The following is a 25373-nucleotide window of genomic DNA, read 5'->3' as shown; positions in this document are numbered from 1 at the left end:
GATCAGCGCCAGGCGAGGAAGTCTGGCCGCGGCGGAGTGCCCGCGAAGGGGTCGGCCAGGCCGTTCTCGACGCTGTTGAACACGATGAAGACGTTCGCTCTCGGCACCGGGCTGATGTTCCCGCCGGAGGCGTGCAGTGTGTTGCAGTCGAACACCGTCATCGACCCGGCTCCGCCGGTGAGCACGTCCAGTCCGTGTGAGCGGTACAACTCCGAGATGTGCTCCTCGGACGGCACCCCGACCCTCGGCGCCGTGGCCACGAGGGATTCCTTGTAGTAGTCCTCCGGGGTCTGGCCCGCGCACTGCACGAAGTACTTCTGGGTGCCCGGCATGATCATCAGCGGGCCGTTGTACACCTCGTTGCGGGTGAGCGCGAGGGAGGCGCTGCACGCCCGGGGGCGGGGCATGCCGTCCTCGGCGTGCCAGGTCTCGAAGTCCGAGTGCCAGTAGAACGCCCCGCCCGCGAACCCGGGCTTGTAGTTCAGGCGGCTCTGGTGCACATAGACGTCGGAGCCGAGGATCTCGCGGGCCAGGTCGATCGCACCGGAGTGCTCGACCGCCTCCCACACGACCTCGCTCAGGGTGTGGACGTCGAAGATGGACCGGACTGCGTCGCTGGCCGCCTCGCGGATCACCCGGGGGTCGGCGGCCATCGCGGGGTCGGCACCGATGCGGTGCAGTTCCTCGAGGCAGGCGTCCACCCTGCCGGCGTCCAGCGCGCCCTCCCTCTGCACGTAGCCGCGTTCGGCGAACTGCTGGATCTCGGGGTCGTCGGATCGGGACCACACCACCGGGTCCGGTCGATCGATGATGATCGGGGCGGTGGTCACGCGCGTGACGTAGCCGTCGACGGCCAGTGTCATGCGTCTCCTCTCGGTCGGGGGCGGGGCCCTGTCGGCCCGCCTCTGGCCCCGACCGTAGAAGTGACCACGGTCACGGACAACCGGTCAACCGCTGACGTATCCCCGACTCTTGTCGACCAGCGGACCGGGCTCGCCTCCGTCCACCCAGGTGCGCAGGTGGTCGAGGAACTGCCTCGAGAGGGTGTCCCGCCAGCCCACCACGTCGCCCGACATGTGGGGGCTGACGTGCGCGCCGTCGAGGGTCCACAGCGGGTCGCCGTCGGGCAGCGGTTCGACGACGAGGACGTCCAGGTGCGCCGAGAGTCTGCCCTCCGCGATCTCCTGCATGAGGGCCTCCTGGTCCACCAGTTGGCCACGCCCCACGTTGATCACGTGGGCGCCGTCCGGGAGCGCGGCCAACTCGGCCGACCCGAGCATCCCGCGGGTGGCCTCGGTCAGCGGGGCCACCATGACCAGGTGGTGGACATCGCCCAGGTGTTCGGCCAGTCGGGACGAATCCAGGACGACCCCGAAGTCCTCGTCGTCGTCGGATGGTCGACGCCCCGCCCCGCGGACGTCCACCCCCACCGCCCTGAGCAGCCGCGCGGTGGCCCGTCCTATCCCCCCGGTCCCCACGACGAGCGCGCGGCGTCCCGCCACGCGGGTGGTCTCGCGGTGGCGCCACACCCCGGCGCGTCGCAGTGCCTCCGTCCGGTGCAACTGCTTGTCGTGGGCGAGGACGCAGGCGAGCACGTACTCCGCGATGGGCCCGTCGAACACGCCACGGGCGTTGGTGACCAGGACGTCCGAGTCCCGCAGCCCGTCGAACAGCAGCGAATCGACCCCGGCCGCCGCCACGTGGACCCACCGCAGGGCGTCGGCGGCGTGCCAGGCGGAGGCCAACGCGTCGGAGAAGATGTCCCACACGAACAGCACCTCGGCGCCGGGCAGCGCCTCGGCGAGGGTGTCGGCGGTGCACTCCCGCACGTCGGCGAGTTCACGGAGTTCGACCAGGTGGGTTGGTGGGACGACGCCGTCGGCGGTGAGGAGGACGACTGTCGGTCGCGTGCCCGGGGACCGGTGCTGCTGCGTCATGGACACACCGTAGCGTGCCCGCGGCAGCACGCCGCCGATCGTCGGATTGTTGACAATCTGCCCTGAGGGGTCACACACTGGCCCCATGACCGCGCACCTGTCGCCCCTTCTCAAGCAGGCCACGCCCGTCGTGGTGGACCACGCCCTCGGCTCGTGGATCCACGGCACCGACGGCCGCGACTACCTGGACTTCACGACCGGCATCGGTGTGACCAGCACCGGCCACTGCCACCCCGACGTGGTCGCCGCCGCGCGCGAGCAGTGCGGGAAGATCATCCACGCGCAGTACACGACCGTCATGCACCAACCGCTGCTCCAGCTGACGGAGAAGCTCGGCGAACACCTGCCGGAGGGGATCGACTCGGTCTTCTACGCCAACTCCGGCTCCGAGGCGGTCGAGGCCGCCGTCCGGCTGGCCCGCATGGCCACCGGCCGGCCCAACATCGTCACCGTCCAGGGCGGCTTCCACGGACGCACCGTCGCCGCCGCGAGCCTCACCACCGCCGGGACGCGCTTCTCCGCCGGCTTCTCCCCCCTCATGGGCGGGGTGGTGATGACCCCGTTCCCGCACGCCCTGCGGCACGGGTGGACCCAGGACGACGCGATCGACTTCGCCCTCGCCGAGCTGGACTACCTCATGGCCTCCCGCGTCGACGCCCGCGAGATCGCGGCGTTCCTCATCGAACCCGTCCTCGGCGACGGCGGTTACATGGCCACCCCTCCGCGCTACCTGCAGGGGCTTCGGGACCGCGCCGACCGGATCGGCGCGCTGCTCGTGCTCGACGAGGTCCAGGCGGGCATCGGGCGCACCGGCCGGTTCTGGGGCCACCAGCACACCAAGGGCCTGGTGCCTGACGTCATCATCACCGCCAAGGGGATCGCCTCTGGCTTCCCCATCTCCGCGATCGCCGCACCCGAGGCGATCATGGCCAAGGCCTGGCCCGGATCGCAGGGCGGGACCTACGGCGGCAACGCCGTGGCGGCCGCGGCGGGCGTGGCGACCCTCGGGGTGGTCGAGAGGGAGGGTCTCGTGGCCAACTCCGCGGAGCGCGGAACCCAGCTCCTCGAAGGGCTGCAGCGTAGCCTCGGCGACGTGAGCGAGATCTGCGACATCCGCGGGACCGGGCTCATGCTGGGCGTGGAGTTCGGCGACCCGACCGCCCCCGCCGGCAGTGCCGGCGCGGTGGAGGCCGCCCGCCTGGCCGGAGCGGTCCAGCAGGCGTGCGTGGACGAGGATCTGCTCACCCTCACCTGTGGCCCCACGGGCTCGGTGGTGCGCCTCATCCCCGCGCTGGTGGTGACCGCCGACGAGGTGGACGCCGGCGTCGAGCGGTTCACCCGCGCGGTCCACCGGGTGTGCGACGGGGCGGCGTGACCTCCCGCGTCGCACCGGCCGCACCCGGGCAGTCGCACGCGGATCCCGGCGGGCGGGTGGGCGCGCTCGTGGATGCGCTCGTCGGCGCGGGCCTCGCGCCCGAGTCGGACCCCCGCCGGATCGCCGAGTACTCCTATGACGCCTCCAACTACCGGGTCGTGCCGGCGGCCGTACTGTTCCCACGATCGGAGCCCGAGGTCGCCACCGCCCTGGCCGTGTGCCACCGGCTGGGCGTGCCGGCGACCGCGCGCGGCGGCGGGACCTCCATGGCCGGCAACGCGATCGGCACCGGGTTGGTCATCGACCTGTCTCGGCACATGAACCGGGTCCTCGGGGTGGACGAGGGCGCCGGAACCGTCACCGCCGAGGCCGGGTGCGTCCTGACCGCCCTGCGCGCGGCCGTCCACACCGCGACCGACGAGCGCCTGACCTTCGCCCCCGATCCGTCCAGTCAGTCCCGGGCGTGCCTGGGTGGGGCGATCGGCAACGACGCCTGCGGCAACCATTCGGTGCGCCACGGCAGGACCGCGGACCACGTGGTGTCGCTGCGGATCGTCACCGCCGACGGTCTGCGCCTGACCGCCACGCGCAGCGGCGTCGAGGCCACCGACCCGTCGGACGCGGCGGCCACGGCCCGCGCCGAGCACCTCGGCGCACAGCTGCGCGACCTCGCCGCCGACCACCTGGCCGCCATCCGCACCGAGCTCGGGCGCCTACCCCGCCAGGTGTCCGGTTACCACCTGCGCCACCTGCTGCCCGAGGAGGGCTTCGACGTCGCGCGCGCCCTCGTGGGCTCCGAGGGCACGTGCGCGGTGGTCACCGCCGCGACCATGCGCGCGGTCCCCCGGTCCGCTCGGACCGGGCTTCTCGTCGTGGGGTACGCCGACGTCGTGGACGCCGCCCGGGACGTGCCCGCGATCCTGCGGCACCACCCCACCGCGGTCGAGGGGATCGACGAGGTGATCGTCGAGACCATGCGCGAGCGACGCGGCGCCGACGCCGTGGCGGCCCTCCCCGCGGGCCGGGCGTGGCTGTTCGTCGAACTCGACGACGACGCCGCCAGAGCCGACCACGCCACGGCCGGGACGCTCGACGACCGGGTCGCCGGACTGGCCGCGGAGCTCACCGGGGCCGGCCACGCCACCGAGGCGCTGGTCGTGACGGACCCGGTGGCCCGCGCCGACCTGTGGCGGGTACGGGAGGACGGCGCCGGGCTGAGCTCGAGACTCACCGACCCCTCGACCGGGGCGACCATCGAGTCCTGGCCCGGCTGGGAGGACTCGGCCGTGGCCCCCGATCGCCTGGCCGACTACCTCGCCGACTTCCGGCGGCTGCTCGACCGGCACGGCCTCACCGGCGTCATGTACGGGCACTTCGGGGCCGGGTGCATGCACATCCGCATCAGCTTCGACCTGCGGTCCGAGGAGGGCCGGGGCGTCATGCGCGCCTTCTGCACCGACGCCGCCCACCTGGTGGTGAGCCACGGGGGCTCGCTCTCCGGGGAACACGGCGACGGCCGGGCGCGCTCGGAACTGCTGCCGGTCATGTACTCGACCGAGATGCTGGACACCTTCGCGCGCTTCGCCCGAGTCTGGGACCCCGCGGGGATCCTCGCCCCGGGCGGGCTGACCGCCACGCGGCCCCTGGACGCCGATCTCGCCCTGGCCGGTGTCGGCCGCCGCGATCTGGGGCTGCTGACCTCCTCCGACGGCGCCCACCCCGTGCAGGCCTGCATCGGAGTGGGCCGGTGCCGCACCTCCACCGGCGGCGTGATGTGCCCGTCCTTCCGCGCCACCGGTGACGAGAAGGACTCCACCCGGGGCCGGGCCCGGGTCCTGCAGGAGGTGGTGCGCGGGACGCTGCCCGTCGACGACCCGGCCGTCGAGGAGTCACTGGAGCTGTGTCTGGCGTGCAAGGCGTGTTCCTCGGACTGCCCCACCGGCGTGGACATGGCCACCTACAAATCCGAGGTCCTGCACCGCCGGTACCGGCGGCGGGTCCGGCCGCTCGCCCACTACTCCCTTGGGCTGTTGCCCCTGTGGCTCCGCGGGACGGTCCGCGCTGCCGGACCGCTCAACGCCGTGCTCGGGACCCGCGCCGGCCGCGCCGCGGCACGGATGGGCGGCCTGAGCACCGAGCGCACCATGCCCCGCTTCGCGTCCGCCCGTCAGCTGCGCGAGGAGCTCGCCCGCGTCCCCGGCAGCGTGTGGTCCGTACGCGAGCCGGGACCGGGGCGCACCTCCGCGGAGGTGGTGCTCTTCCTCGACTCCTTCACCCGTGGCCTGCGCCCCGCCGTCGCCGGCGCCGCCGCCCGCGTCCTGGGCGGCGTGCATCCGTCCGTCGCGTGCAGCGCCGGCCACTGCTGCGGATTGACCCACGTCACCACCGGCCGGCTGGACACGGCCCGCCGGACCATGGGTGCGACCGCCCGTCACCTCGACGCGATCCGCGGACCGGACGGGGAGGGCGTCCCCGTGGTCGTCGTCGAACCCAGCTGCGCGGCCACCCTCCGCGAGGACCTCCCCCGCCTGCTCGCCGACACCCCCGACGCCGACGCCGCCCGCCGCGTCGCTGCCCGCGTCCGGTCGGCGGCCGATCACCTGGGCCGACTCGCCGGCGAGGGGCGCGCCCCCGCCTGGCCCCGCGGCGCGGCCCCGGACAGGGTCACGGTGCAGACCCACTGCCACGAGTACGCGACGTTCGGCAACCGCGTGCAGAGGGCGACCCTCACCGCGCTCGGCGTGGGGTCGGTCCGTGAAGCGACCGGCTGCTGCGGCGTCGCCGGGGACTTCGGGTTCACCGCCGGCCACGAGGCCGTCACCGCGGCCGTCGCCGAGCAGGCCCTGGCCCCTGCCCTGCGGGCGGACCCGGACGCCCCCGTGCTCACCGACGGATTCTCCTGCGCCACCCAGGTCGGCCACCTGGGGGCCACCGACCCCACCACCGGAGCCGGCCGCGAGGGCCGGCACCTGTTCGAACTGCTCGACCCGGACCCTCGTCAGCGCCCCGTTCCCAGCCCCAGCCCCGTTCCCAGCCCCAGCCCCGCACCCACCAGGAGGCCCACATGACCCGATCCGTCACCGACATCATCGCCGCGCTCGGCACCGGCGTCCACGTGGACGGGGCCTGGCGCGACGCCGCCTCCGGTGCCACCTTCGAGGTGGTCAACCCCGCGACCGGTGAGTCCATCGCCACCGTCGCCGACGGTGGGGCCGAGGACGCGGCCGCCGCGATCGAGGCCGCCGGGCGGACGCAGCCGGAGTGGGCGGCCGTGCCCGCCCGCGACCGGGCCGAGATCCTGCGCCGGGCGTACGAGCTGATCCTCGACCGAGCCGACGAGTTGGCCCTGCTCATGACCACCGAGATGGGCAAGCCGCTGGCCGAGGCGAAGGGCGAGGTCACCTACGGGGCCGAATTCTTCCGCTGGTTCTCCGAGGAGGCCTGCCGCATCCGCGGGGACGCCCGCCGCTCGCCCGACGGCAGGACCCGTCTCATGGTGACCCACGAACCGGTCGGGCCCTGCATCCTCATCACCCCGTGGAACTTCCCCCTGGCCATGGCCACCCGCAAGATCGGCCCGGCCATCGCCGCCGGCTGCACCATGGTGTTCAAACCGGCCAACCTCACGCCCCTGACCTCGCTGTACGTGGTGGACCTCCTGCGCGAGGCTGGACTCCCCGACGGTGTGCTCAACGTGGTGTGCACCACCGACCCGGGCAGTGTGGTGGAACCGTGGATCGACTCCGGGATCGCCCGCAAGCTGTCCTTCACCGGGTCCACGCCGGTCGGGCGGACCCTGCTCGAGCAGTGCGCGCGCGGGGTGCTGCGCACGTCGATGGAACTCGGCGGAAACGCGCCGTTCGTAGTGTGCGAGGACGCGGACATGGACACTGCCGTCGCCTCGGCGATGGCTGCCAAGATGCGCAACATGGGTGAGGCCTGCACGTCGGCCAACCGGATCCTCGTCCACCGCTCGGTGCTCGACGAGTTCGGTCGGCGCCTCACCGAGAAGATGTCCGCACTGACCGTCGGCGACGGCACCCGGGACGGCACCGACGTGGGCCCGCTCGTCGAGGAGAAGGCCGTGGCGAAGGTGGTCGAACTGGTCGACGACGCCGTGGGCCGCGGCGCCGAGGTGCTGTGCGGCGGCTCGCGGGCCGAGGGACCCGGGTACTTCTACCCGCCCACCGTCCTGACCGGGGTGGCGGCCGACTCCGACCTGATGTCCACCGAGATCTTCGGTCCCGTGGCCGCACTGATCCCGTTCGACTCCGACGACGAGGCGGTGGCCCTGGCCAACGACACCGAGTTCGGCCTGGTCTCCTACGTGATGACCGAGAACCTGGACCGCGCGATGACCATGTCCGAGCGGCTGCAGGCGGGCATGGTGGGCGTCAACACGGGGATCGTCTCCAACCCGGCCGCGCCGTTCGGGGGCGTCAAGCAGTCGGGGCTGGGCCGCGAGGGCGGCCTGACCGGTATCGAGGAGTTCGTGGAGACCAAACTCGTCGCGATCCCGGTGCGCTGACCGCCTGCCGCCTGCGGACGTTCCAGCGGTGGGCGATCCAGCGGTGGGCGGTCCAGCGGTGGGCGGTCAGCCGGTGCGGACCCGCCCGGCGAGCCGGTGCCGCTCGGCCTCGGACATCCCGCCCCAGACGCCGTAGAGCTCGCGGTGGGCCACGGCGTGGGCCCGACACTCCTTGATGACCGGGCACTGCGCACAGAGCTTCTTGGCCGCCGTCTCCTTACGCCGGCGCAGGCTCTTCGACTCGTTCTCGGCGTTGTAGAACAGGTCCGGTACGTCCTGGCACATCCCGTGCTCTGCCCAGGCCCATCGTTCGTCGATCCTTCTCGTCGCGGTCGTCATGGCACTCCCCCCGTCGGAACCAGCTTCTTTCACGCTCGAGGGTGTTCGGCACACCCGCAGGGGTGGGATGGGTCACAACTGTTAGAGTTTCCAGATGTCGGTCAGGGTCTCGGTGGAGAACGACTACACGCTGGTCATCGCAGGTGTGCACGCGCTGCTCGCCGCGTATCCCGGCCGCGTGGAGGTGGTGGTGAACGGGCCCGGAGCCCGCGCCGGTGTGCCCGTGGACGTGGTGCTGTTCGATACCTTCGCCTCCCCGGTGGACTGGCAGGCCCGGTGTTCGGCCCTGGCCCTCGACCCGGCGATCGGGGCCGTGGCCGTCTACTCGTTCGTCACCGACCCGCGCGCGGTCGACGAGGCGTTCGCCTCGGGGGCGACGGGCTATCTGTCCAAATCACTGTCCGGCGAAGATCTGGTCGGGGCCGTGGAACGGATCGCGGCGGGTGAGCGGGTGCGCCTACTCGGCCGCGACGGTGAGGTCACGTCCGCCGGGCTGTGGCCGACCGGCGACGTGGGCCTGACCCCCCGCGAGTCGGAGATGCTCGCGCTGATCGCCCAGGGCCGGTCAAACGAGGAGATCGCCGCGGACTGCTACCTGTCGATCAACACGGTCAAGACCTACATCCGGGAGGCCTACCGCAAGATCGGTGTGACCACCAGGCCGCAGGCGGTGGCGTGGGCGATGCGCAGCGGGCTCGCGGTCTCCCGCTGACCGCCGCACTCACGCGGTCGCGCCGCCCGCGCGGACCCGGGCGAGCCCGTCCCTCATGTGGTCGACCAGCAACTCCCCGGCCCGATCCGGGTCCCCGGCCCGCACGGCGTCGGCGATCGCGCGGTGTTCGGCGAGCCTGGACTCCGCGTCCGAGTAGGTGCCGCGCATGGCGTGCAGGCACATGCTGGTCTCGACCAGCACCGTCTCGTGCACCCGCGACAGGCGGGGGCTCCGGGCCGCCTCGACCAGGACGTGGTGGAAGTCGAGGTCCGCCGCGACCATGGCCTCCGACCGTGGCTCGTCGGCGAGGGACGCCATCGCGGCGACGGCGGCGTCGAGCGCGTCGGCGGTGTCGACTCCCCACCCCAGCGCGAGCACCCGGTCCAACGCGGCGGTCTCGACGGTCGTCCGCAAGAGGTACATGTCCTCGACCGCCTCGGCGGAGAGGTCCGGGACGAAGAGCCCCCGGTTGCGGTGCGAGACGAGCAGCCCCTCCTGGGTCAGCCGCTGCATGGCCTCCCGCAGCGGCCCGCGACTCACCCCGAGCGAGCGAGCCAGCGCGGCCTCCCCGAGCTGCGCGCCCGGGGGGAAGGTGCCGTCAGAGATCGCGCGGCGGAGGGTGCGCGCGATGAGCGCGGGGGTCGATTCCCGGACGACCGGTTCCAGCCCGGCGGCGGCCTCCGGACCGGGGTCCGGTCCGATCGCGGTCATCCCCCGGTACCCCCGGCGGCAGCCGCGTGGATCCGTGGGGTGGGCACGACCCGTCCCAGCGCCGCCTCGAGCGCCGCGCCGACTCGCACGACCTGGCGGTCGTCGAACCGTGCGCCCACGATCTGGATCCCCACCGGCAGCCCCGCGTCCGTGGTCCCGCAGGGCAGGCTCAGCGCCGGTTGCTGGGTCATGTTGAACGGGTAGGTGTACGGGGTCCACGAGGTCCAGTCGGGACTGTGCCACCCCGGGGGCACATCCGACCCGGCGGCGAACGCGGGGATCGGGGTGGTGGGCGTGATGAGGATGTCGTATCCCTGGTGGAAGTCCGCCATCCGGGCGCCCAACGCCATCCGGACCGCCACCGCGTCGAGATAGTCGGCCGCGGAGTAGTCGTGGTAGCGACCCAACGCCTCCCGCATCGACGGGTCGACGTGGTCGATCGCGTCCGGGCCGTGCGGCGCGAGCACCGCGGCGAGACCGGCGAACCACAGCACGTGGAAGGCGTCGACGGGATCGTCGACCCCGGGATCGACCGAGTCCACCCGCGCGCCCAGCGACTCAAGGACGCCGACCGCACGCGTGACCTCTCGCTCCACCTCGGGGTCGTTGGTCCCGAAGCCCAGGTCGGCGCTGTACGCGACGCGCAGACCCTCGAGCGGACGATCCCCGCCGGCGCCCTCGGTGGCCGCGGCGAGGTACCCGCCCGGGCCGGGGGTCGTGGCGCGGGCCGGGACCGCCGACCAGTCCCGGGGGTCAGGGCGCAGCAGCGCGTCCATGAACGCGGCGGTGTCGGCGACGGTCCGGGTCATCGGTCCGGCGTGGGCGAGCGTGCCGAACGGACTCGACGGGAACATGGGGATCACGCCGTACGTGGGTTTGAGCGCGACGATCCCGCAGAACGCGGCGGGGATCCGGACCGAGCCGCCGCCGTCGGTGCCCAGGGCGAGGGGACCGAGACCGGCGGCGACGGCCGCCGACGCGCCGCCACTGGAGCCACCCGGGGTGAGGTCGGGGTCGTGGGGGTTGCGGGTGATACCGGTGAGGGTGTTGTCTGTGACCCCCTTCCACGCGAACTCCGGGGTGGTGGTCTTGCCGATCACCACGCAGCCGGCCTCGTGCACGGCCGAGGTCACCGGGGCGTCGTCGGGCCACGACCCGGGGTCGGCGGCACCGGGCTTGTCGGCGAGCAGGCGCGAACCGCGCAGCGTCGGCACCCCACGGGTGTAGAAGATGTCCTTGATCGAGGTGGGGACGCCGTCGATCGGACCGAGGGGCTCACCCCGCCGGTAGCGGTCCTCCGCTCGACGGGCGGCCGCGAGGGTCGCCTCGGAATCGAGGCGGCAGAAGGCGTTGATCTCGCCGTCGACCCGTTCGATCGCCTCGAGGGCGTGTTGCGCGGCGTCGACCGGGGACAACGCGCCGCTGCGGAAGCGCTCGGCGAGTTCCAGGGCCGTCAGGGACGTGGTCATCCATCCACCTTCCGTCGGATTGTCGACAATCCTACAGTCGGCGACCGATCCGTCAACACGCCGGTCTCTCCAACGCCGCGGGTGCGTCACCGGACACCACACCCGGAGCGGGCCGGCCTTCTAACCTGGGTGCCATGACCCCAGCCGACCACGCCACCCCTGACGGGCGGTCCGCCCTCCGCCCGGACGTCGCCTCCCCTGCCGCCGTCGACCTGTCCCCCGAGCTCACCGATGCCCTGCGCCGCGCGGCACAGGCGCCCACCCTGGTGATCGCGTGCGACTACGACGGAACCCTGGCGCCGTTCGTCGACGACCCGACCCTCGCCGTCCCGGCACCCGGCGCCATCGACGCCCTCGGTCGTCTCGCCGGGCTGCCGCGGACCACGGTCGCCCTGTTGTCCGGCCGCAACCGTGAGGCACTGGCCCGGGTGAGCGGCGCCGTCGCGCCTGTGGTCCTGGTGGGCAGCCACGGGTCGGAGTGGGAGGGCGGGTTCGACACGCCTCTGGACGACGACGAGCTCGCCCGGCTCGACCGTGTGGGTTCCGAGCTCTCCGAGATCGTCTCGCGCACCCCCGGTGCCCACGTCGAGACCAAGCCCACGGCCGCCGTCCTGCACGTCCGCCCGGTCGAGGACCCGGCCCTGCGCCAGCGGGCGATGGCCGAGGCGATGGCCGGACCCGCCGCCCTCGACGGCGTGTTCGTGACCGAGGGCAAGAACGTCGTGGAGATCGCGGTCCGCGAGGCGAGCAAGGGCGCGGCGATCGAGAGGCTGGTCGACCAGACCGGTGCGGAGATCGCGATCTTCATCGGCGACGACGTGACCGACGAGCGGGGTTTCGCGCGCCTCCGCGACGGGGATGTCGGGATCAAGGTCGGGGACGGCCGGACTCTCGCCGCACACCGCGTGGCCGACATCCTCGCGGTGGTGGGGCTGCTCTCCCGGCTCGCCGAACTGCGGGGCTGACCTCCGGGCCACCCCGCGGTTGACCCCGACGGCGAGGATCAACATACACTTAACGACAACGGTTCCCATTGCTACGAGAGCGGTCTTCGCCATGTCGTCATCCAGCCTGTCCCGCACCCCCCTATCAACCCGGGCCGCGGCGATCGCCGCCGCCGCGCTCCTCGGAGGGGCCGTCCTGACCGCCTGCGGGTCGGAGGACGGTGCCGGCGACGGCGCCACGGCCACCGGACCGACCGTCGTGGCCTCCACGAGCGTCTACGCCGACATCGCCGAGCAGGTGGCCGGAGACAACGCGACAGTCGAGGCCGTGATCTCCGACCCGGCCGCCGACCCGCACTCCTACGAGGCGAGCCCGGCCGACGCGGCAGCGGTCACCGGCGCGGACCTCGTGGTCTACAACGGCGCCGGGTACGACTCCTTCGTGGACCGGGCCCTGGAGAACACCTCGGACATCCCCGTGGTCCGGGCGGTCGACGAGTACGAGCGCGTCACCGGCGAGGAGATCGCCGAACACTCCCACGGCGACGATCACGGTGCGGACGATCACGGCCACGATGACGATCACGGGCACGATGACGATCACGACGGCCACGGTGCCGAGGACGGGCACGACGACCACGGATCAGACGACGCCCACGACGACCACGACCACTCGTCCGACACCAACGAGCACGTCTGGTTCAGCCTGCCCACCGCGGCCGCCGTGGCCGAACGGGTGGCCGAGGAGCTGGCGACGATCGACGAGGAGAACGCCGAGGAGTACCGCGAGAACGCCAGCCGGTTCGCCGACTCCCTCGCCCCCCTCGAGGCCGAGCTCGACGCGATCCACGACCGCGGGCACTTCCCCTACGCCCAGACCGAGCGGGTCGGCGCCCACCTGTTCGACGCCGCCCACATGGTCGACCTGACGCCGCGCGGATTCCTGGCCTCGATCGAGGACGACACCGACCCGTCCGCGGCCGACCTCTCCGCCATGCTCGACCTGATGGGCGAGCGGGAGGTCGCGTTCCTCGCGTTCAACACCCAGACCGAGACCACCGTGACCGCCCGCGTCCGTGACGCTGCCGAGTCCGCGGACGTCGCCGTCGTCGAGCTCACCGAGACACTCCCCGAGGGCATGGACTACACCACGTGGATGACGGGGATCGTCGACTCGCTGTCCTCGGCCCTCGACGGCGCGACCCCGGTCGCCGACGGTGGACACTGACCAGGTGTCATCCCACTTCCGCGGCGAACCCGGCCCCGGGCCGGTCGTCTCTCTGGAATCGGTGACGGTCTCCCGCGGCGGGCGCACCCTCATCCGCGATCTCGACCTCGAGGTGGCCGCCGGGGAGTTCGTCGCGGTCCTCGGCCCCAACGGGGCCGGCAAGACGACCCTGCTCAAGGTGCTCCTCGGCGAGCTGGCACCCGATTCCGGCACCGTGCTGGTCGACTGCCGCGCCCCCGGTGACCGAGGAACCCACCTGGGGTACGTGCCCCAGCAGAAGGCGTTCGACCCCGGGATCACCCTGCGCGGACGTGACCTGGTGGGACTCGGGATCGACGGCACCCGCTGGGGTCCGGGGTGGCCGTCCCGACGCGGCGAGAAGCGTCGGGTGGTCGACCACGCGCTGGACCGCCTGGGCGCCGGACGACTGGCGGACAAGCCACTCGGTCGGATGTCCGGCGGCGAGCAGCAACGCGTCCGGGTGGCCCAGGCCATCGCCTGCGACCCGTGCGTCATGCTCTGCGACGAGCCGCTGCTGAGCCTCGACCTCACCGGCCAGCGCACCGTCGCCTCGGTGCTCGACGACCGGCGCCGTCACCACGGCACCGCGGTCCTCTTCGTCACCCACGAGATCAACCCGGTCCTGCCGATGGTCGACCGGATCGTCTACCTCGTGGACGGGCGCCACCGCATCGGCACCCCGGAGGAGGTGTTCACCACCGAGGTCATGTCCGACCTCTACTCCTCGCCCGTCGAGGTGCTGCGGGTCCGTGGCCAGATCATCGTGGTGGGCGATACCCAGCACCTCTGCGCCGAACCCTGGTCCACGGGCCACCACCATCACGACGACACCCACCCCGGAGCGCACTGATGGACCGCCTGCTCGAGATCGCCGGGACGATCGCCGACACCGAGGTCACCGCGCACCTGCTCCGCCAGGACTTCGTGCTCTACGGACTGGTCGCGATCGCGCTGCTCGGCCTGCTGGCCGGGGCGATCGGTCCGTTCATCGTGATGCGGCAGATGTCGTTCTCCGTGCACGGGGCCAGCGAACTCGCCCTCACCGGCGCCGCCGCCGCACTGCTGTTCGGCCTGAACCTGGGCCTGGGTGCGATCCTCGGATCCGTGGTGGCCGCGCTGATCTTCGGACTCATGGGCGCCCGCGCCTCCCAACGCGACAGTTCGATCGGCGTGGTCATGGCGTTCGGCCTCGGCATGGCCGTGCTGTTCATCCACCTCTACCCGGGCCGGTCGGGAACCAGTTTTTCCCTGCTGACCGGGCAGATCGTGGGCGTGTCGGAACACGGCGTGGCCCAGATGGCGGTGGTCGCGGCGATCATCTGCGTCACGTTGATCGCGCTCTACCGTCCGCTGGTCTTCTCCTCCGCGGACCCCGAGGTCGCCGAGGCGCGCGGCGTTCCCGTGCGCGCGATCAACCTGATCTTCGCGGTACTGGTGGGACTCGCTGCCGCTCAGGCCGTCCAGGTGGTCGGTGCGCTGCTCGTGCTCTCGCTGCTCATCACTCCGGCTGCGGCCGCGGCCGCCGTCACCTCGAGCCCCGGGCGCGCGATCGCCCTGACGATTCTGTTCGCCCAGATCGCCGCGGTCGGCGGGATGCTGCTCTCGCTCGCGCCCGGGGTGCCCGTCTCGGTGTTCGTCACCACGATCTCCTTCGTCATCTACCTGGCGTGCCGGGCGGTCGCGGCACTCCGGCGCTGAGCCCGCCCCCGGCCTCAGCCCCGGACCCGGCCCCGGCCCCGGCCTCAGCCCCGGACCCGGCCCCGGCCCCGGCCCCGGCCCGGTCCCGGCCCGGCCCGGGGAATCCGTTACTCCGCTGTGCGGCCCGCTATCCGATTCCGCGTGGCGATCCTCTCAACGGGGTAGCGGATTGCTGGGCGGGGCCGAGTGACTACCGTCGGACGGGTGCCCGCCGCCCGAGACCCCGACCGAGACCGCGACTCCGCCTCCCCGGCTGACCGCACGGCCGAACTCGATGCGATCCGCGCCGCGTTCCCGACGCTCGCCTGGGACTCGGCGCAGTGGATCGACGAGGGCTGGGACCACGTGGTGGTCCTGTGCCGCGGCTGCCGCGGGGCCGACGCCCTGGGACACCGGGACCTGGTGTTCCGGTTCCCGACGGATGAGCAGGCGCTCGCCCAGCTCCCGCAGGAGATCGCCGTCCTCGACCACCTGTCCCCCGGTGTCGACGCCGCGATCCCCCGGTACACCCACCTCCCGTCGGGCGGCGGCTTCGCGGGGTACCCACTGGTGGGCGGGGACAGGCTGACCCCCGAGCTACTCCGCGCTCTGCCCACGACGGACAGAACGTCGGTGGCCGGGCAGCTCGGGGCGCTGCTGGCGGCGCTGCACGCGGCCGACACCTCCACACCGCCGCTGGACCGGGTCCCGGACTCCTACCAACCCGAGAACCTGGACTTCGTGCGGGGGATCGTGGAACACGACCTCCCGGCGGTGTTCACCGAGGACGAGATGCGGACCGCGCAGGAGATCTGTGACGAGGTCGCCGCGCTCCAGTCCACCCTGCTGCCCAGGGTCTTCGTGCACAACGACGTCTACGTCCGTCACCTGTACTGGGATCAGCGGACGTCTCCGGGCCGGCTGGGGCTCATCGACTTCACCGACATGTGCATCGGCGACCCGGCGGTCGACTTCGCCGAGCTGTACGAGTACGGCCCACGCTTCGTCGACGACGTGCTCGCGCGCTATGTCGGCAGGATCGACTCGACCTTCCTCGACCGGGCGTGGACCTACCAGCGGTTCGCCGGGCTCTACATGGTCGTCGGTCACCTGTACTACGGCGAGGAGACGTGGGAGTACGCGCGGGCGACCTTCGATCGCTGTCGATCGCCGCGACGCCCGCCGGCCTGAGCACGAGCCGAGGTGCCCGTCAGCCCTTCACGCGACGCTGGCGGGCGAACTCGGAGAGCACCACGCCGGCGGCGACCGAGGCGTTGAGGCTCTCCACTCCTCCGGAGATCGGGATCGAGAGGATAGAGTCGCAGTTCTCGCGCACCAGCCGCGAGAGGCCCTTGCCCTCGGAGCCCACCACCACGACCGTGGGGCCGGTGCCGTCGTAGGTGTCCAGGGTGGTGTCGCCGTCGGCGTCCAGGCCCACGAGCTGCACACCGGACTTAGCCCAGTCCAGGAGCGTGCGGTTGAGGTTGGTCGCGCGCGCGACCGGCAGCCGGGCGGCGGCACCGGCCGAGGCGCGCCACGCCACGGCCGTTATGGACGCGCTGCGCCGCTCGGGGATGAGGACGCCGTGCCCACCGAACGCGGCGACCGAACGGATGACCGCGCCGAGGTTGCGGGTGTCGGTGATGTTGTCCAGGGCCACGAGCAGCGCGGGTTCGGATGCACCCATCGCGATGTCGAGGAGGTCCTTGGGATCGGTGTACTGGTACGGAGGCACCTGGAGCCCGATGCCCTGGTGCATCCCGTTCGACACCATGCGGTCGAGGTCGGTGCGCGGCACCTCGAGAATCGAGATGCCCTTGTTCGCGGCCAGGTGGACGGCCTCGGTCAGTCGCTCGTCGGCGTCAGAGCCGACCGCGACGTACAGCGCGGTCGCGGGCACGCCGGCCCGGAGGCACTCCACCACCGGGTTGCGCCCCACCACGTACTCCGGGCCATCGGCCTGCTTCTCCGCATACCGGCGCCGCTGCTGGGTGGTCTCCGCTTTCCGCGATGCGGCCTTGGCCTTGCGGTGCGCGGAGTGATACGTGCGGTCCTCGGCCTTGGGGGTGGCGCCCCGGGCCTCGAGACCCCGCCGCCGTTGGCCGCCGGATCCGACGACCTGGCCCTTCTTGGTGCCGGTCTTGCGGATCGCCCCGCGTCGGCTCGAATTGCCCGCCATGTCAGTCCTTCCGGTTGGCGAGCGACCATCTCTGGCCGTCCGCGGTATCTGCCACCTCGACGCCCGCCGAGACCAGACGGTCCCGGATGGCGTCGGCGGTGGCGAAGTCCTTGTTCGAACGCGCGGTATCGCGCGCCTCGAGCTCTGCGCGCACGAGCGAGTCGAGCGCTGTCGTCGCGGCGTCGTCCGTGCCACCGTCGGCCACCCAGTGGGGATCGAGGGGATCGACGCCCAACACCGCCGTCATCGCCCGGACGGCCGACGCGGCGGTCAGCGCGGCGTCGAGGTCGCCGGACGCCAGGGCGGTGTTCCCCTCGCGCACCCGTCCGTGGATCTCCGCCAGTGCGGCGGGAACCCCGAGATCGTCGTTCATCGCCGCGGCGAAGCCGTCGGTCCAGTCACCCACGGGCACCTCGACGCCGGCCTCGGTGACGCGCCGCACGAACGCCTCGATCCTCCGGTACCCGGCGGCAGCTTCCTGCAGTGCCTCCGGCGAATACTCGAGCATCGACCGGTAGTGGGCGCTGCCGAGGTAGTAGCGCAGCTCGACGGGCCGCACCGCGGTGAGGATGTTGGGCACGCTGAGCACGTTTCCCAGCGATTTGCTCATCTTCTCCCCCGCCATGGTGACCCAGCCGTTGTGCAGCCAGTAGCGGGCGAAGCCGTCCCCGGCCGCGTGGGACTGCGCCGCCTCGTTCTCGTGGTGCGGGAACTGCAGGTCCAGACCACCGCCGTGGATGTCGAAGGTCCCACCGAGGTACCAGGTCGCCATGGCCGAGCACTCGAGGTGCCAGCCCGGACGGCCCTCGCCCCACGGGGTGGGCCAACTGGGCTCCCCCGGCTTGGCCGCCTTCCACAGCGCGAAGTCTCGCGGGTCGCGCTTGCCGCGCAGGTTGGCCGCCTCACCCTGGTCGACCTCGTCGAGGCGGTGCCCCGAGAGGTGGCCGTAGTCGCCCTCCGGAGCGGCCGACCAGGCGGCCACGTCGAAGTAGACGCTGCCCTCGGCCGGATAGGCGAAGCCGCGCTCGATGAGCCGCTCCATGTAGTCGATCATCTGCGTCACGTGTCCGGTCGCCCGCGGTTCGGTGGACGGCGGCAGGACCCCGAGGGCGTCGTAGGCCCTGGTGAACTCGCGTTCGTGCGTGGCGACCCATTCCCACCACGGCCGACCGTTCTCGGCGGCCTTGGTGAGGATCTTGTCGTCGATATCGGTGACGTTGCGGACGAACGCCACGTCGTAGCCCGTGGCCAGCAACCAGCGACGCAGGACGTCGAAGGCGACCCCGGACCGGACGTGGCCGATGTGCGGAACGGACTGGGGGGTGGCTCCACAGAGGTAGACGGACGCGTGCCCCTCCCGGACTGGGGTGAACTCCCGGAGGGAGCGGGTGGCGGTGTCGTACAGATGGAGCGTCACGGGTAGCGAGTCTACCGGTGTCACACCCTCCCGCCCGCTTCGTCAGCTCCGGAAGACCAGGGCCGTCGCCACGGCGGAGACCCCCTCGCCGCGACCGGTGAAGCCCATCCCGTCGGTCGTGGTGGCCGACACGGAGACCGGGGCCCCGATGATCGCCGACAGCGTCTCCTCCGCCTCGACCCGCCGCGGGCCCATCTTGGGGCGATTGCCCACCATCTGCACGGCGGCGTTCCCGATCGCCCACCCGTGTTCGGCGAGTTCCGCCACCGCCTCGCGCAGGAGCCGTTCACCCGAGACGTCGTCGTACTCGGGACGACCGGTGCCGACCAGGGTGCCGAGGTCACCGAGACCGGCCGCGGACAGGAGCGCGTCGACCACGGCGTGGGCCACCACGTCGCCGTCGGAGTGCCCCTCGCACCCGTGGTCGTCCGGGAAGTGCAGGCAGGCCATCATGCATCGCTTGCCGGGTTGTACCTGGTGGGCGTCGGTGCCGATGCCGACGCGCGGGATCACGGGTCCGGTCACGGATGCTCCTCCGGGTTAACGCGTGCACCGAGCTTCTGCGGTGCGCCGACTTCTTCCAGGGCACGGATTTCTTCCATGGCACGGACTTCCTCCAGGGCACGGACGTGGTCCGACGCCGTGGTGATCTTGAAGGCGAGCGGGTCACCGTCGACGGTCGCCACCGCCCCGCCCAGCCGCTCCACCAGCCCCGCGTCGTCGGTGGCCACGTCCCCGGCCGCGTCGTAGGCGGCCAGCAGCACGTCGGGCGCGAAGCCCTGCGGCGTCTGGACGGCGCGGAGGGCGGCGCGGTCGGGCGTGCCCACCACGTATCCGGCGGCGTCGATCTCCTTGACGGTGTCGACCACGGGGAGGACGGGCACCACCGCGCCCTCTCCCGACCGGACCGCCTCCACCACCCGCACGATGGGGCCCGCGGGGGTGAGGCAGCGCGCCGCGTCGTGGACCAGGACGACGTCGTGCACCGACGTGCCGGACCGCGGGAGGCCGGCGGTGAGAGCCGCCAGGCCGTTGCGCACCGAGTCGGTGCGCTGCGCGCCGCCCGTGGTGACGACGACGAGGTGGTCCCCAGTCCGGAGAGGGGCGAGCAGCGCCTCCGACTCGCCGACGCGGTCGTCCGGGACCACCACCACAACGTCGTCGACGGCCCCGCTGGCCAGCAAGCCGGCGACGGCCCGTTCGAGCATCGTCCGACCCGACACCTCGACGAAGGCCTTGGGCACCCCGGCTCCCAGCCGTAGTCCGGACCCCGCCGCGGGAACGACGGCGGCCACCCTGCCCGTGGGGGCCGGGTGGCCACTGGAAGCGTTCCGCGCCACAGAGGACCGGGTCACTCGCGAAGGTCGCGTCAGGCCGGCGCGGCCGCGGCGGCCAGGACCTGCTCGAGGAGCTCGTCCGCACGGTGCTCGTCCGCGCGGTCGGCCAGCGCGAGTTCGCCGACCAGCACCTGCCGCGCCTTGGCGAGCATGCGCTTCTCGCCGGCGGACAGACCCCGGTCCAGGTCGCGGCGCCACAGGTCGCGGACGACCTCGGCGACCTTGTTCACGTCCCCCGAGGCCAGCTTCTCGCCGTTCGCCTTGTAGCGGCGCGACCAGTTGGTCGGCTCCTCGGCGTGCTCGGTACGCAGGACGTCGAAGACCTTGTCGAGCCCCGCCTCGTCCACCACGTCGCGCACGCCCACGTATTCGGCGTTCTCGGCCGGAACCCGGACCGTGAGATCGCCCTGTGAAACCTTGAGGACGAGGTATTCCTTCTCGGTGCCCTTGACCGTCCGCATCTCGATCGCCTGGATACTTGCGGCGCCGTGATGCGGGTAGACGACAGTGTCGCCGACCTTGAACTCCATGAGTGGCTTTCCCCTTTCGACTGAGCCATCTTAGCACGCCCTCAGCCCTGGGGTTATCCGTTTATGCAGGTCAGCAACCCGAACGGCCCGACCGGCTCATCCGGGGGGTCCGAGGGGCGCACTCTGACGCCGGTCACGACCGGCCGTGGACTACGATGAGACCGGCCTGAGAACGACCATCTCCCGAGGAGCCTGACGTGACTTCACCGAACACCGGCCTGCGCCGCACCGCGCTCGTAGTCCTGGCCGTGGGTACCGCCGTCGGTATGTCCGCGTGTGGCGCCGGCCAGATCTCGCAGACGGCCGGTCAGGTCGCCGCGGTGGACGGTGGACAGGGTTCCGCGGGAGAGCTGTACGTCAACGACCTCGTGGTGGTCCTCCCCGAGGAGGGGGAGGCGCGTCTCGGGTTCGTCGCCTCCTTCACCGGTACCGGCCTGGGCGAGTCGATCTCCCTCGACCGTCTCGAGATCGACGGGATCGAGGCGCAGATCGACGAGTCGCAGCCCCTCGAGCGCGGGTGTTCACTGGTCGTCTCCGCGGCGGAGGACGCAGAGCCCGTCCCCGCCGGGGACGACCTCTGCGTCGAGCGGACCACCGCCACCCTCCCCGGTGCGGACGACCTCCAGATCGGCACCTCGGTGCCGGCCACCGTCTCCTTCTCCAACGGCGACCAGATCGAGATGGCGGCAGCCGTCATCGCCGAGGTCCCGGCCAGCGACGAGTACACCCGTCCGGTCGAGACCCACTCCGAGGGGCACTGAGACGTCCGCCCTGTCCGCCCGCGCGGCTGACGGCTCCCCCGCCGACGCGGCCGTGCGCGCCGTTCTCCGCCGTCTGGCCCCGGGGACGCCGCTCCGTGACGCGCTGGACCGCATCCGGCGCTCCGGAACCGGCGGTCTCGTCGTGCTGGGCGACGACCCCGCCGTCCGGGAGATCTGCGACGGCGGCGTCTCGCTCGACGTCGAGTTCACCCCGGCGAGGCTGCGCGAACTGAGCAAGATGGACGGCGCCGTGGTCCTGTCCACGGACGGCGAGCGCATCACCCATGCCAACGTCCACCTGGTCCCGGATCCCTCCCTCCCGGCGGTGGAGACCGGGACCCGGCACCGGGCAGCCGAGCGCACCGCGCTGCACACCGGGGTCCCGTCCGTGGCTGTCTCCGCCTCGATGACCACCGTCACCGTCTACGCCGGCGGCCAGGCGCGGGTCCTGGCCGACCCCGTGGTGCTGCTGGCGCGCGCGGATCAGACCGTGGCCACCATGGAGCGCCACGGCGCCCGCACCGCCCGGGCCCGCGCCCGGCTCGACCGCGCGGAGATCGGTGGCTACGCGTCCGTCCGCGACGTGGTGACGATGGCGCAACGCCTGATCCGTCTGGATCGTCTCGGCGCGGAGCTGGCCGAACTCACCGTGGAGATGGGGGAGTACGGCCGCCAGACCACCCTCCAGCTGGAGGAGCTGCTGGCCGACACCCCGGACGAGCTGTGGGGCCTGGTCGCCGATCACCTCGCCGTGGACCCCGCGGGCGGGAGCACGGTCCCGACCGCCGACCAGGTGACGAACGGGCTCGAACGGCTGGCCGCCCTGACCGACGCCGACCTGCTCCTGCCCGGCCCCGTCGCGCGCTGCCTGGGGCTGCCCGCGGAGCCGGAGGACCTCGACGAGCACGTCACCGCACGGGGGCACCGGATGCTCGCGCACATCCCCAGACTCCGACCCGTGCAGATCTCCGCCCTGGTGGAGAGGTTCGGCTCGGTTCCGGCGCTGCTGGCAGCCGAACAGACCGACTTCGCCGACGTGGAGGGGGTGGGCGCCCTGTGGGCCCGCCACGTGCGCCAGTGGCTCACCGGCCTCGGCTCGACCTAGGTAACGGCGTCCGAGGACCTGACGCGGCGTCGGTCGGCCTCACGAACGTCGGAGGTCAGTCGCCCTCGACAACGTTGAAGGTGGCCGCCGGGCTGAAGACGTTCCCGACCAGCGCGTACACCTGGTAGGCGCCTACCTCGACCGGGGTCCGATCGGCCTCCGAGCAGGCGCCCTCCGCGGACCGGCGGCCTGTCCAGTCGATCTGGCGCGGCTCGGGCTCACCGGGGCGGAGGTCAACCTCGTCGTCCTCGCGGGGGGTCGTGCAGTCGATGCTCGACCACACTTTGACGTTGGTGTCCAGACGGTAGACCTCGAAGGACAGCGGCGCCTCGGAGAGATCGCGGTCGCACGTCGTGTCCGAGGTGTTGAGGATGTTGACGAAGAACCGGACGTCCTCGCCGACCGGGACGTTGGGCTCGGCGGACCAGACCTCCAGACTCAGGTCCTCGTCCGCGCACCGGCCCCGCGAGGCACCGCCGTCGTCCCGGGCGGTGGTCCCGGTCGTCGTGGTCTCCGAGGTGGTGGCCGCCTCGGCCGAGTCGACCTCGCCGCCCGCCGCCGAATCCTGGGTGTCCGTCCCGCTGTCCCTGGAGGCCAGGAACAGCGCCAGCACCACGGCCAGGACGGCGACGACCGCGATGGCGACGGCGGCGACGCGGCGACGCACATAGACTTCGCGCGGTAGGGAGCCCTGGGGTTCGTGCACGGGCCCAACTCTAGGGCCGAGGGGGCGCCGCGCCGGATCCCCCTCGCGGCGTGTCCCTAGACCGCGATCATCTCCTCACCCGGACCGTGGGGGGTGTCCTCGACCTCCCCCAACGCGCTGCGCAGATACGCGCGCCCGTCGGAGAGCTTGTAGGTCACACCGACAATCGCGAGCCGCCCCGCGTCGATCCGGTCACTGATGATCTTGGAGCGCTGCTGCAGGAGCTCGCCGGTCTCGAGGACGTGGCGCGCCTCGAAATCGTCGATGGTGCTGAGCCCCTCGCGGCGACCGTTGAGGATCGAGGGCGAGACCTTCTCCACCACGTCACGCAGGAACCCGGGCGGGATCTCACCGGTGTTGAGCGCGTCGACCGTGGCCTTGACGGCGCCACAACTGTCGTGACCGAGCACCACGATCAGCGGGGTCTCCAGGACGTGGACCGCGTACTCGATCGAGCCGAGCACCGCCGAGTCGCTGATGTGGCCCGCGGTGCGGATGACGAAGAGGTCCCCGAGACCCTGGTCGAAGATGATCTCGGCCGCCACCCGGGAGTCCGAGCAGCCGAACAGTACGGCCTTGGGGTGCTGAGCCGCGACGAGCTTCTCCCGCCGCTCGGTATTCTGGCTGGGATGACGCATCTGCCCTTCGACGAATCGATGGTTGCCGTCGCGGAGCGAGGCCCAGGCCTTGATGGGATCGGTATGAGGCATGGCTCATATTGTGCACACCCCGCTCCCGCGGAGACACGGTGACCTCCGTCGACACCTCCGCCCTGCTGTCCTGGTTCGACCATGCGGGCCGCCCCCTGCCCTGGCGCGGCCCGGGTGTCGGCGCGTGGGAGATCCTGCTCTGCGAGGTCATGAGCCAGCAGACCCCCGTGGCACGGGTGGAACCGGCCTGGCGGGCGTGGCTCGAGCGGTGGCCCGGCCCGGCCGAGCTCGCCGCGGCATCCCCCGCCGAGGTGATCCGGATGTGGGGCAAGCTCGGCTATCCCCGCCGCGCCCTCCGACTGCAGGAGTGTGCCCTCGTCGTCGTCGAACGACACGGCGGCGAGGTCCCCACCGACGTCGAGGCCCTGCTCGCGCTCCCGGGCGTGGGTGACTACACCGCCCGCGCGGTGGCGTGTTTCGCCCACGGGAAGCGCGTCCCGGTGGTCGACACCAACGTGCGACGGGTGGTCGCACGCGCTGTGGGCGGCGCGGCCGAGGCCGGACCGCCGTCCACCCGACGCGATCTCGCGGCGGTCGACGCCCTTCTGCCGTCGGGCCGCGAACTGGCGGTCGCCTTCTCCGTGGCCCTGATGGAGCTCGGGGCGTTGGTCTGCACCGCCCGGGTGCCGCGGTGCGACGACTGCCCGCTGGCCCCCTCGTGCGCGTGGCTCGCCGCCGGCAGGCCCGAGTGGGACGGGCCGCGGCGCCGCACCCAGACCTTCGCCGGGACCGACCGCCAGGTGCGCGGCCTGCTCCTCGACGTCCTGCGCGACGGGGACGGCACCGCCGGCCGGGACCGCCTGGACGCGGTGTGGCCGGACCCGGTCCAGCGCGGACGCGCACTCGAGTCGCTCGTGGCCGACGGGTTGATGGTGCGGGCCGGGGACGTGTACTCGTTGCCGGGTTGACCGGCCGGGACCGCGGCACCAAAGCGTAGGCTCACCTACATGGCCGTCGTCAAGATCAATGCCCTGTCCGTGCCGCCCCAGGCCGGCGCCGAGCTCGAGCGTCGCTTCGCCGAGCGCGCCCACACCGTGGAGAACTCCCCCGGCTTCCTCGGTTTCCAGCTGCTGCGCCCCACCGCCGGAGAGGAGCGCTACTTCGTGGTGACCACCTGGCAGGACGAGGCGTCCTTCGCCGCATGGCGTGACGGCGACGCCCGGACCGCCCACGCCGGCCAGCAGGGCAAGCCCGTCGCCGAGGGGGCCAACCTCCTCGAGTTCGACGTCGTGATGGACGTCAAGCCCTCCGCCTGACCGGGCCCGCCACCGCCCCCGCGCCTTCATGGACCGGATCTCGGAACAGCCGTTCGCCATCGCGTTCGGCGCGCTGTTCGTCATCGTCATGCTGCGCGCCAACGCCACCTACTGGCTCGGCCGGGGCGCGCTGAGCGGCGGCAGGCTGAGCAGGAAGGCCGCTCGCCACCTGGACGGGCGGCACATGCAGCGGGCCCAGCGGCTGTCCGCGCGCTACGGGGTGATCGCGGTGCCGCTGTCCTTCCTCACCGTGGGCGTGCAGACGGCGATCAACTTCACCGCCGGGTTCACGCGCATGCCTCTGACCCGGTACCTGCCGGCGGTCACCGTGGGTGGCCTCATGTGGGCGACGCTCTACTCCACCGTCGGGATGGTCGGCTGGGCCGCGATCACCTCGCTCTGGTCCGGGATCACCTCGTAGACCGGCCGGG

Annotated in this window: 26 protein-coding genes; 14 read left to right on the top strand and 12 right to left on the bottom strand. The window is 72.3% G+C overall.

Annotated elements, in window-relative coordinates; all coding sequences use genetic code 11:
* Window positions 1-2 precede the first annotated feature (2 nt).
* Together ABIE38_RS10595 and ABIE38_RS10590 are read right to left on the bottom strand one after the other, a co-directional pair.
* Complete coding sequence (locus tag ABIE38_RS10595; protein ID WP_354056054.1) at window positions 3-863, bottom strand: phytanoyl-CoA dioxygenase family protein; 861 nt, start codon at window positions 861-863, stop codon at window positions 3-5.
* 84 nt (window positions 864-947) lie between these two features.
* A complete protein-coding gene (locus tag ABIE38_RS10590; protein WP_354056052.1) occupies window positions 948-1937 on the bottom strand; it encodes a D-2-hydroxyacid dehydrogenase in 990 nt (329 codons plus the stop codon).
* Between the two features lie 85 nt (window positions 1938-2022).
* Between ABIE38_RS10590 and ABIE38_RS10585 the strand changes: the two genes are divergently transcribed.
* Genes ABIE38_RS10585 through ABIE38_RS10575 form a run of 3 tightly spaced genes read left to right on the top strand, consistent with a single transcriptional unit; the run spans window position 2023 to window position 7840 of the window.
* Window positions 2023-3312 (top strand): aspartate aminotransferase family protein, encoded by a 1290-nt coding sequence (locus ABIE38_RS10585; protein ID WP_354056050.1) that lies wholly within the window; start codon window positions 2023-2025, stop codon window positions 3310-3312.
* Window positions 3294-6380, top strand: coding sequence for an FAD-binding and (Fe-S)-binding domain-containing protein (locus tag ABIE38_RS10580; RefSeq protein ID WP_502914765.1), 3087 nt, complete (start codon window positions 3294-3296; stop codon window positions 6378-6380). The genes ABIE38_RS10585 and ABIE38_RS10580 overlap by 19 nt, the downstream gene beginning before the upstream one ends.
* Complete coding sequence (locus tag ABIE38_RS10575; RefSeq protein ID WP_354056049.1) at window positions 6377-7840, top strand: NAD-dependent succinate-semialdehyde dehydrogenase; 1464 nt, start codon at window positions 6377-6379, stop codon at window positions 7838-7840. The genes ABIE38_RS10580 and ABIE38_RS10575 overlap by 4 nt, the downstream gene beginning before the upstream one ends.
* Before the next feature lie 66 nt (window positions 7841-7906).
* Here ABIE38_RS10575 and ABIE38_RS10570 read toward each other — a convergent pair whose 3' ends face one another.
* Window positions 7907-8179, bottom strand: coding sequence for a WhiB family transcriptional regulator (locus ABIE38_RS10570; RefSeq protein WP_354056047.1), 273 nt, complete (start codon window positions 8177-8179; stop codon window positions 7907-7909).
* 94 nt (window positions 8180-8273) lie between these two features.
* Here ABIE38_RS10570 and ABIE38_RS10565 point away from each other — a divergent pair, with 94 nt between their 5' ends.
* Entirely contained in the window at window positions 8274-8891 is a 618-nt protein-coding gene (locus ABIE38_RS10565) for a helix-turn-helix transcriptional regulator (RefSeq protein WP_354056046.1), read from the top strand.
* Window positions 8892-8900: 9 nt separating this feature from the next.
* On the opposite strand, the gene ABIE38_RS10560 is transcribed toward ABIE38_RS10565, so the two are convergent.
* Window positions 8901-9602, bottom strand: a complete 702-nt coding sequence (locus ABIE38_RS10560; protein WP_354056045.1) for a GntR family transcriptional regulator — start codon at window positions 9600-9602, stop codon at window positions 8901-8903.
* Window positions 9599-11071, bottom strand: a complete 1473-nt coding sequence (locus ABIE38_RS10555; RefSeq protein ID WP_354056043.1) for an amidase — start codon at window positions 11069-11071, stop codon at window positions 9599-9601. The genes ABIE38_RS10560 and ABIE38_RS10555 overlap by 4 nt, the downstream gene beginning before the upstream one ends.
* A gap of 134 nt (window positions 11072-11205) precedes the next feature.
* Here ABIE38_RS10555 and otsB point away from each other — a divergent pair, with 134 nt between their 5' ends.
* The 5 genes from otsB to ABIE38_RS10530 all read left to right on the top strand — a co-directional run bounded on the left by otsB (window position 11206) and on the right by ABIE38_RS10530 (window position 16132).
* Entirely contained in the window at window positions 11206-12036 is an 831-nt protein-coding gene (gene otsB / locus ABIE38_RS10550; protein WP_354056041.1) for a trehalose-phosphatase, read from the top strand.
* 91 nt (window positions 12037-12127) lie between these two features.
* Window positions 12128-13243 carry a metal ABC transporter solute-binding protein, Zn/Mn family gene (locus ABIE38_RS10545; protein WP_354056039.1) on the top strand — a complete coding sequence of 372 codons (1116 nt, stop codon included), beginning with the start codon at window positions 12128-12130 and terminating at the stop codon, window positions 13241-13243.
* Window positions 13233-14114: a metal ABC transporter ATP-binding protein gene (locus tag ABIE38_RS10540; protein ID WP_502914764.1), complete on the top strand. Its 882-nt coding sequence runs from the start codon at window positions 13233-13235 to the stop codon at window positions 14112-14114. Before ABIE38_RS10545 ends, ABIE38_RS10540 begins: the two co-directional genes overlap by 11 nt.
* Window positions 14114-14962: a metal ABC transporter permease gene (locus tag ABIE38_RS10535; protein WP_354056036.1), complete on the top strand. Its 849-nt coding sequence runs from the start codon at window positions 14114-14116 to the stop codon at window positions 14960-14962. The genes ABIE38_RS10540 and ABIE38_RS10535 overlap by 1 nt, the downstream gene beginning before the upstream one ends.
* A gap of 204 nt (window positions 14963-15166) precedes the next feature.
* Window positions 15167-16132 carry an aminoglycoside phosphotransferase family protein gene (locus ABIE38_RS10530; RefSeq protein ID WP_354056034.1) on the top strand — a complete coding sequence of 322 codons (966 nt, stop codon included), beginning with the start codon at window positions 15167-15169 and terminating at the stop codon, window positions 16130-16132.
* A 19-nt stretch (window positions 16133-16151) separates the two neighbouring features.
* Here ABIE38_RS10530 and rlmB read toward each other — a convergent pair whose 3' ends face one another.
* The 5 genes from rlmB to ABIE38_RS10505 are packed head-to-tail and all read right to left on the bottom strand — an operon-like array spanning window position 16152 to window position 20404.
* Complete coding sequence (rlmB, locus tag ABIE38_RS10525) at window positions 16152-17120, bottom strand: 23S rRNA (guanosine(2251)-2'-O)-methyltransferase RlmB (protein WP_354056032.1); 969 nt, start codon at window positions 17118-17120, stop codon at window positions 16152-16154.
* 1 nt (window position 17121) lies between these two features.
* Window positions 17122-18537 carry a cysteine--tRNA ligase gene (cysS, locus tag ABIE38_RS10520; RefSeq protein ID WP_354056030.1) on the bottom strand — a complete coding sequence of 472 codons (1416 nt, stop codon included), beginning with the start codon at window positions 18535-18537 and terminating at the stop codon, window positions 17122-17124.
* 42 nt (window positions 18538-18579) lie between these two features.
* A complete protein-coding gene (ispF, locus tag ABIE38_RS10515; RefSeq protein WP_354056028.1) occupies window positions 18580-19062 on the bottom strand; it encodes a 2-C-methyl-D-erythritol 2,4-cyclodiphosphate synthase in 483 nt (160 codons plus the stop codon).
* The gene (ispD, locus tag ABIE38_RS10510; protein WP_354056026.1) at window positions 19059-19877 is read right to left on the bottom strand and encodes a 2-C-methyl-D-erythritol 4-phosphate cytidylyltransferase; all 819 of its coding nucleotides are present in this window, start codon (window positions 19875-19877) and stop codon (window positions 19059-19061) included. The genes ispF and ispD overlap by 4 nt, the downstream gene beginning before the upstream one ends.
* 29 nt (window positions 19878-19906) lie before the next feature.
* A complete protein-coding gene (locus ABIE38_RS10505; RefSeq protein ID WP_179524504.1) occupies window positions 19907-20404 on the bottom strand; it encodes a CarD family transcriptional regulator in 498 nt (165 codons plus the stop codon).
* Window positions 20405-20601: 197 nt separating this feature from the next.
* On the opposite strand from ABIE38_RS10505, the gene ABIE38_RS10500 reads away from it, so the two are divergent.
* Together ABIE38_RS10500 and disA are read left to right on the top strand one after the other, a co-directional pair.
* Window positions 20602-21165: a hypothetical protein gene (locus ABIE38_RS10500; RefSeq protein ID WP_354056024.1), complete on the top strand. Its 564-nt coding sequence runs from the start codon at window positions 20602-20604 to the stop codon at window positions 21163-21165.
* 52 nt (window positions 21166-21217) lie between these two features.
* Entirely contained in the window at window positions 21218-22270 is a 1053-nt protein-coding gene (gene disA, locus ABIE38_RS10495) for a DNA integrity scanning diadenylate cyclase DisA (protein WP_354056022.1), read from the top strand.
* Window positions 22271-22325: 55 nt separating this feature from the next.
* Here disA and ABIE38_RS10490 read toward each other — a convergent pair whose 3' ends face one another.
* Window positions 22326-22976 (bottom strand): hypothetical protein, encoded by a 651-nt coding sequence (locus ABIE38_RS10490; protein ID WP_354056020.1) that lies wholly within the window; start codon window positions 22974-22976, stop codon window positions 22326-22328.
* 56 nt (window positions 22977-23032) lie between these two features.
* A complete protein-coding gene (locus ABIE38_RS10485) occupies window positions 23033-23686 on the bottom strand; it encodes a carbonic anhydrase (protein WP_179524500.1) in 654 nt (217 codons plus the stop codon).
* 38 nt (window positions 23687-23724) lie between these two features.
* Here ABIE38_RS10485 and ABIE38_RS10480 point away from each other — a divergent pair, with 38 nt between their 5' ends.
* The 3 genes from ABIE38_RS10480 to ABIE38_RS10470 are packed head-to-tail and all read left to right on the top strand — an operon-like array spanning window position 23725 to window position 25363.
* Entirely contained in the window at window positions 23725-24594 is an 870-nt protein-coding gene (locus tag ABIE38_RS10480; RefSeq protein WP_354056018.1) for an HhH-GPD family protein, read from the top strand.
* Window positions 24595-24633: 39 nt separating this feature from the next.
* Window positions 24634-24942 (top strand): antibiotic biosynthesis monooxygenase family protein, encoded by a 309-nt coding sequence (locus tag ABIE38_RS10475; RefSeq protein WP_354056016.1) that lies wholly within the window; start codon window positions 24634-24636, stop codon window positions 24940-24942.
* Between the two features lie 28 nt (window positions 24943-24970).
* A complete protein-coding gene (locus ABIE38_RS10470; protein ID WP_354056014.1) occupies window positions 24971-25363 on the top strand; it encodes a DedA family protein in 393 nt (130 codons plus the stop codon).
* Window positions 25364-25373 lie beyond the last annotated feature (10 nt).

This window comes from Dietzia sp. 2505 (genome assembly GCF_040546785.1).
GTDB lineage: Bacteria > Actinomycetota > Actinomycetes > Mycobacteriales > Mycobacteriaceae > Dietzia.
The sequence above is the reverse complement of the archived record's forward strand: the minus strand, read 5'-3'. Positions and strand labels throughout refer to the sequence as shown.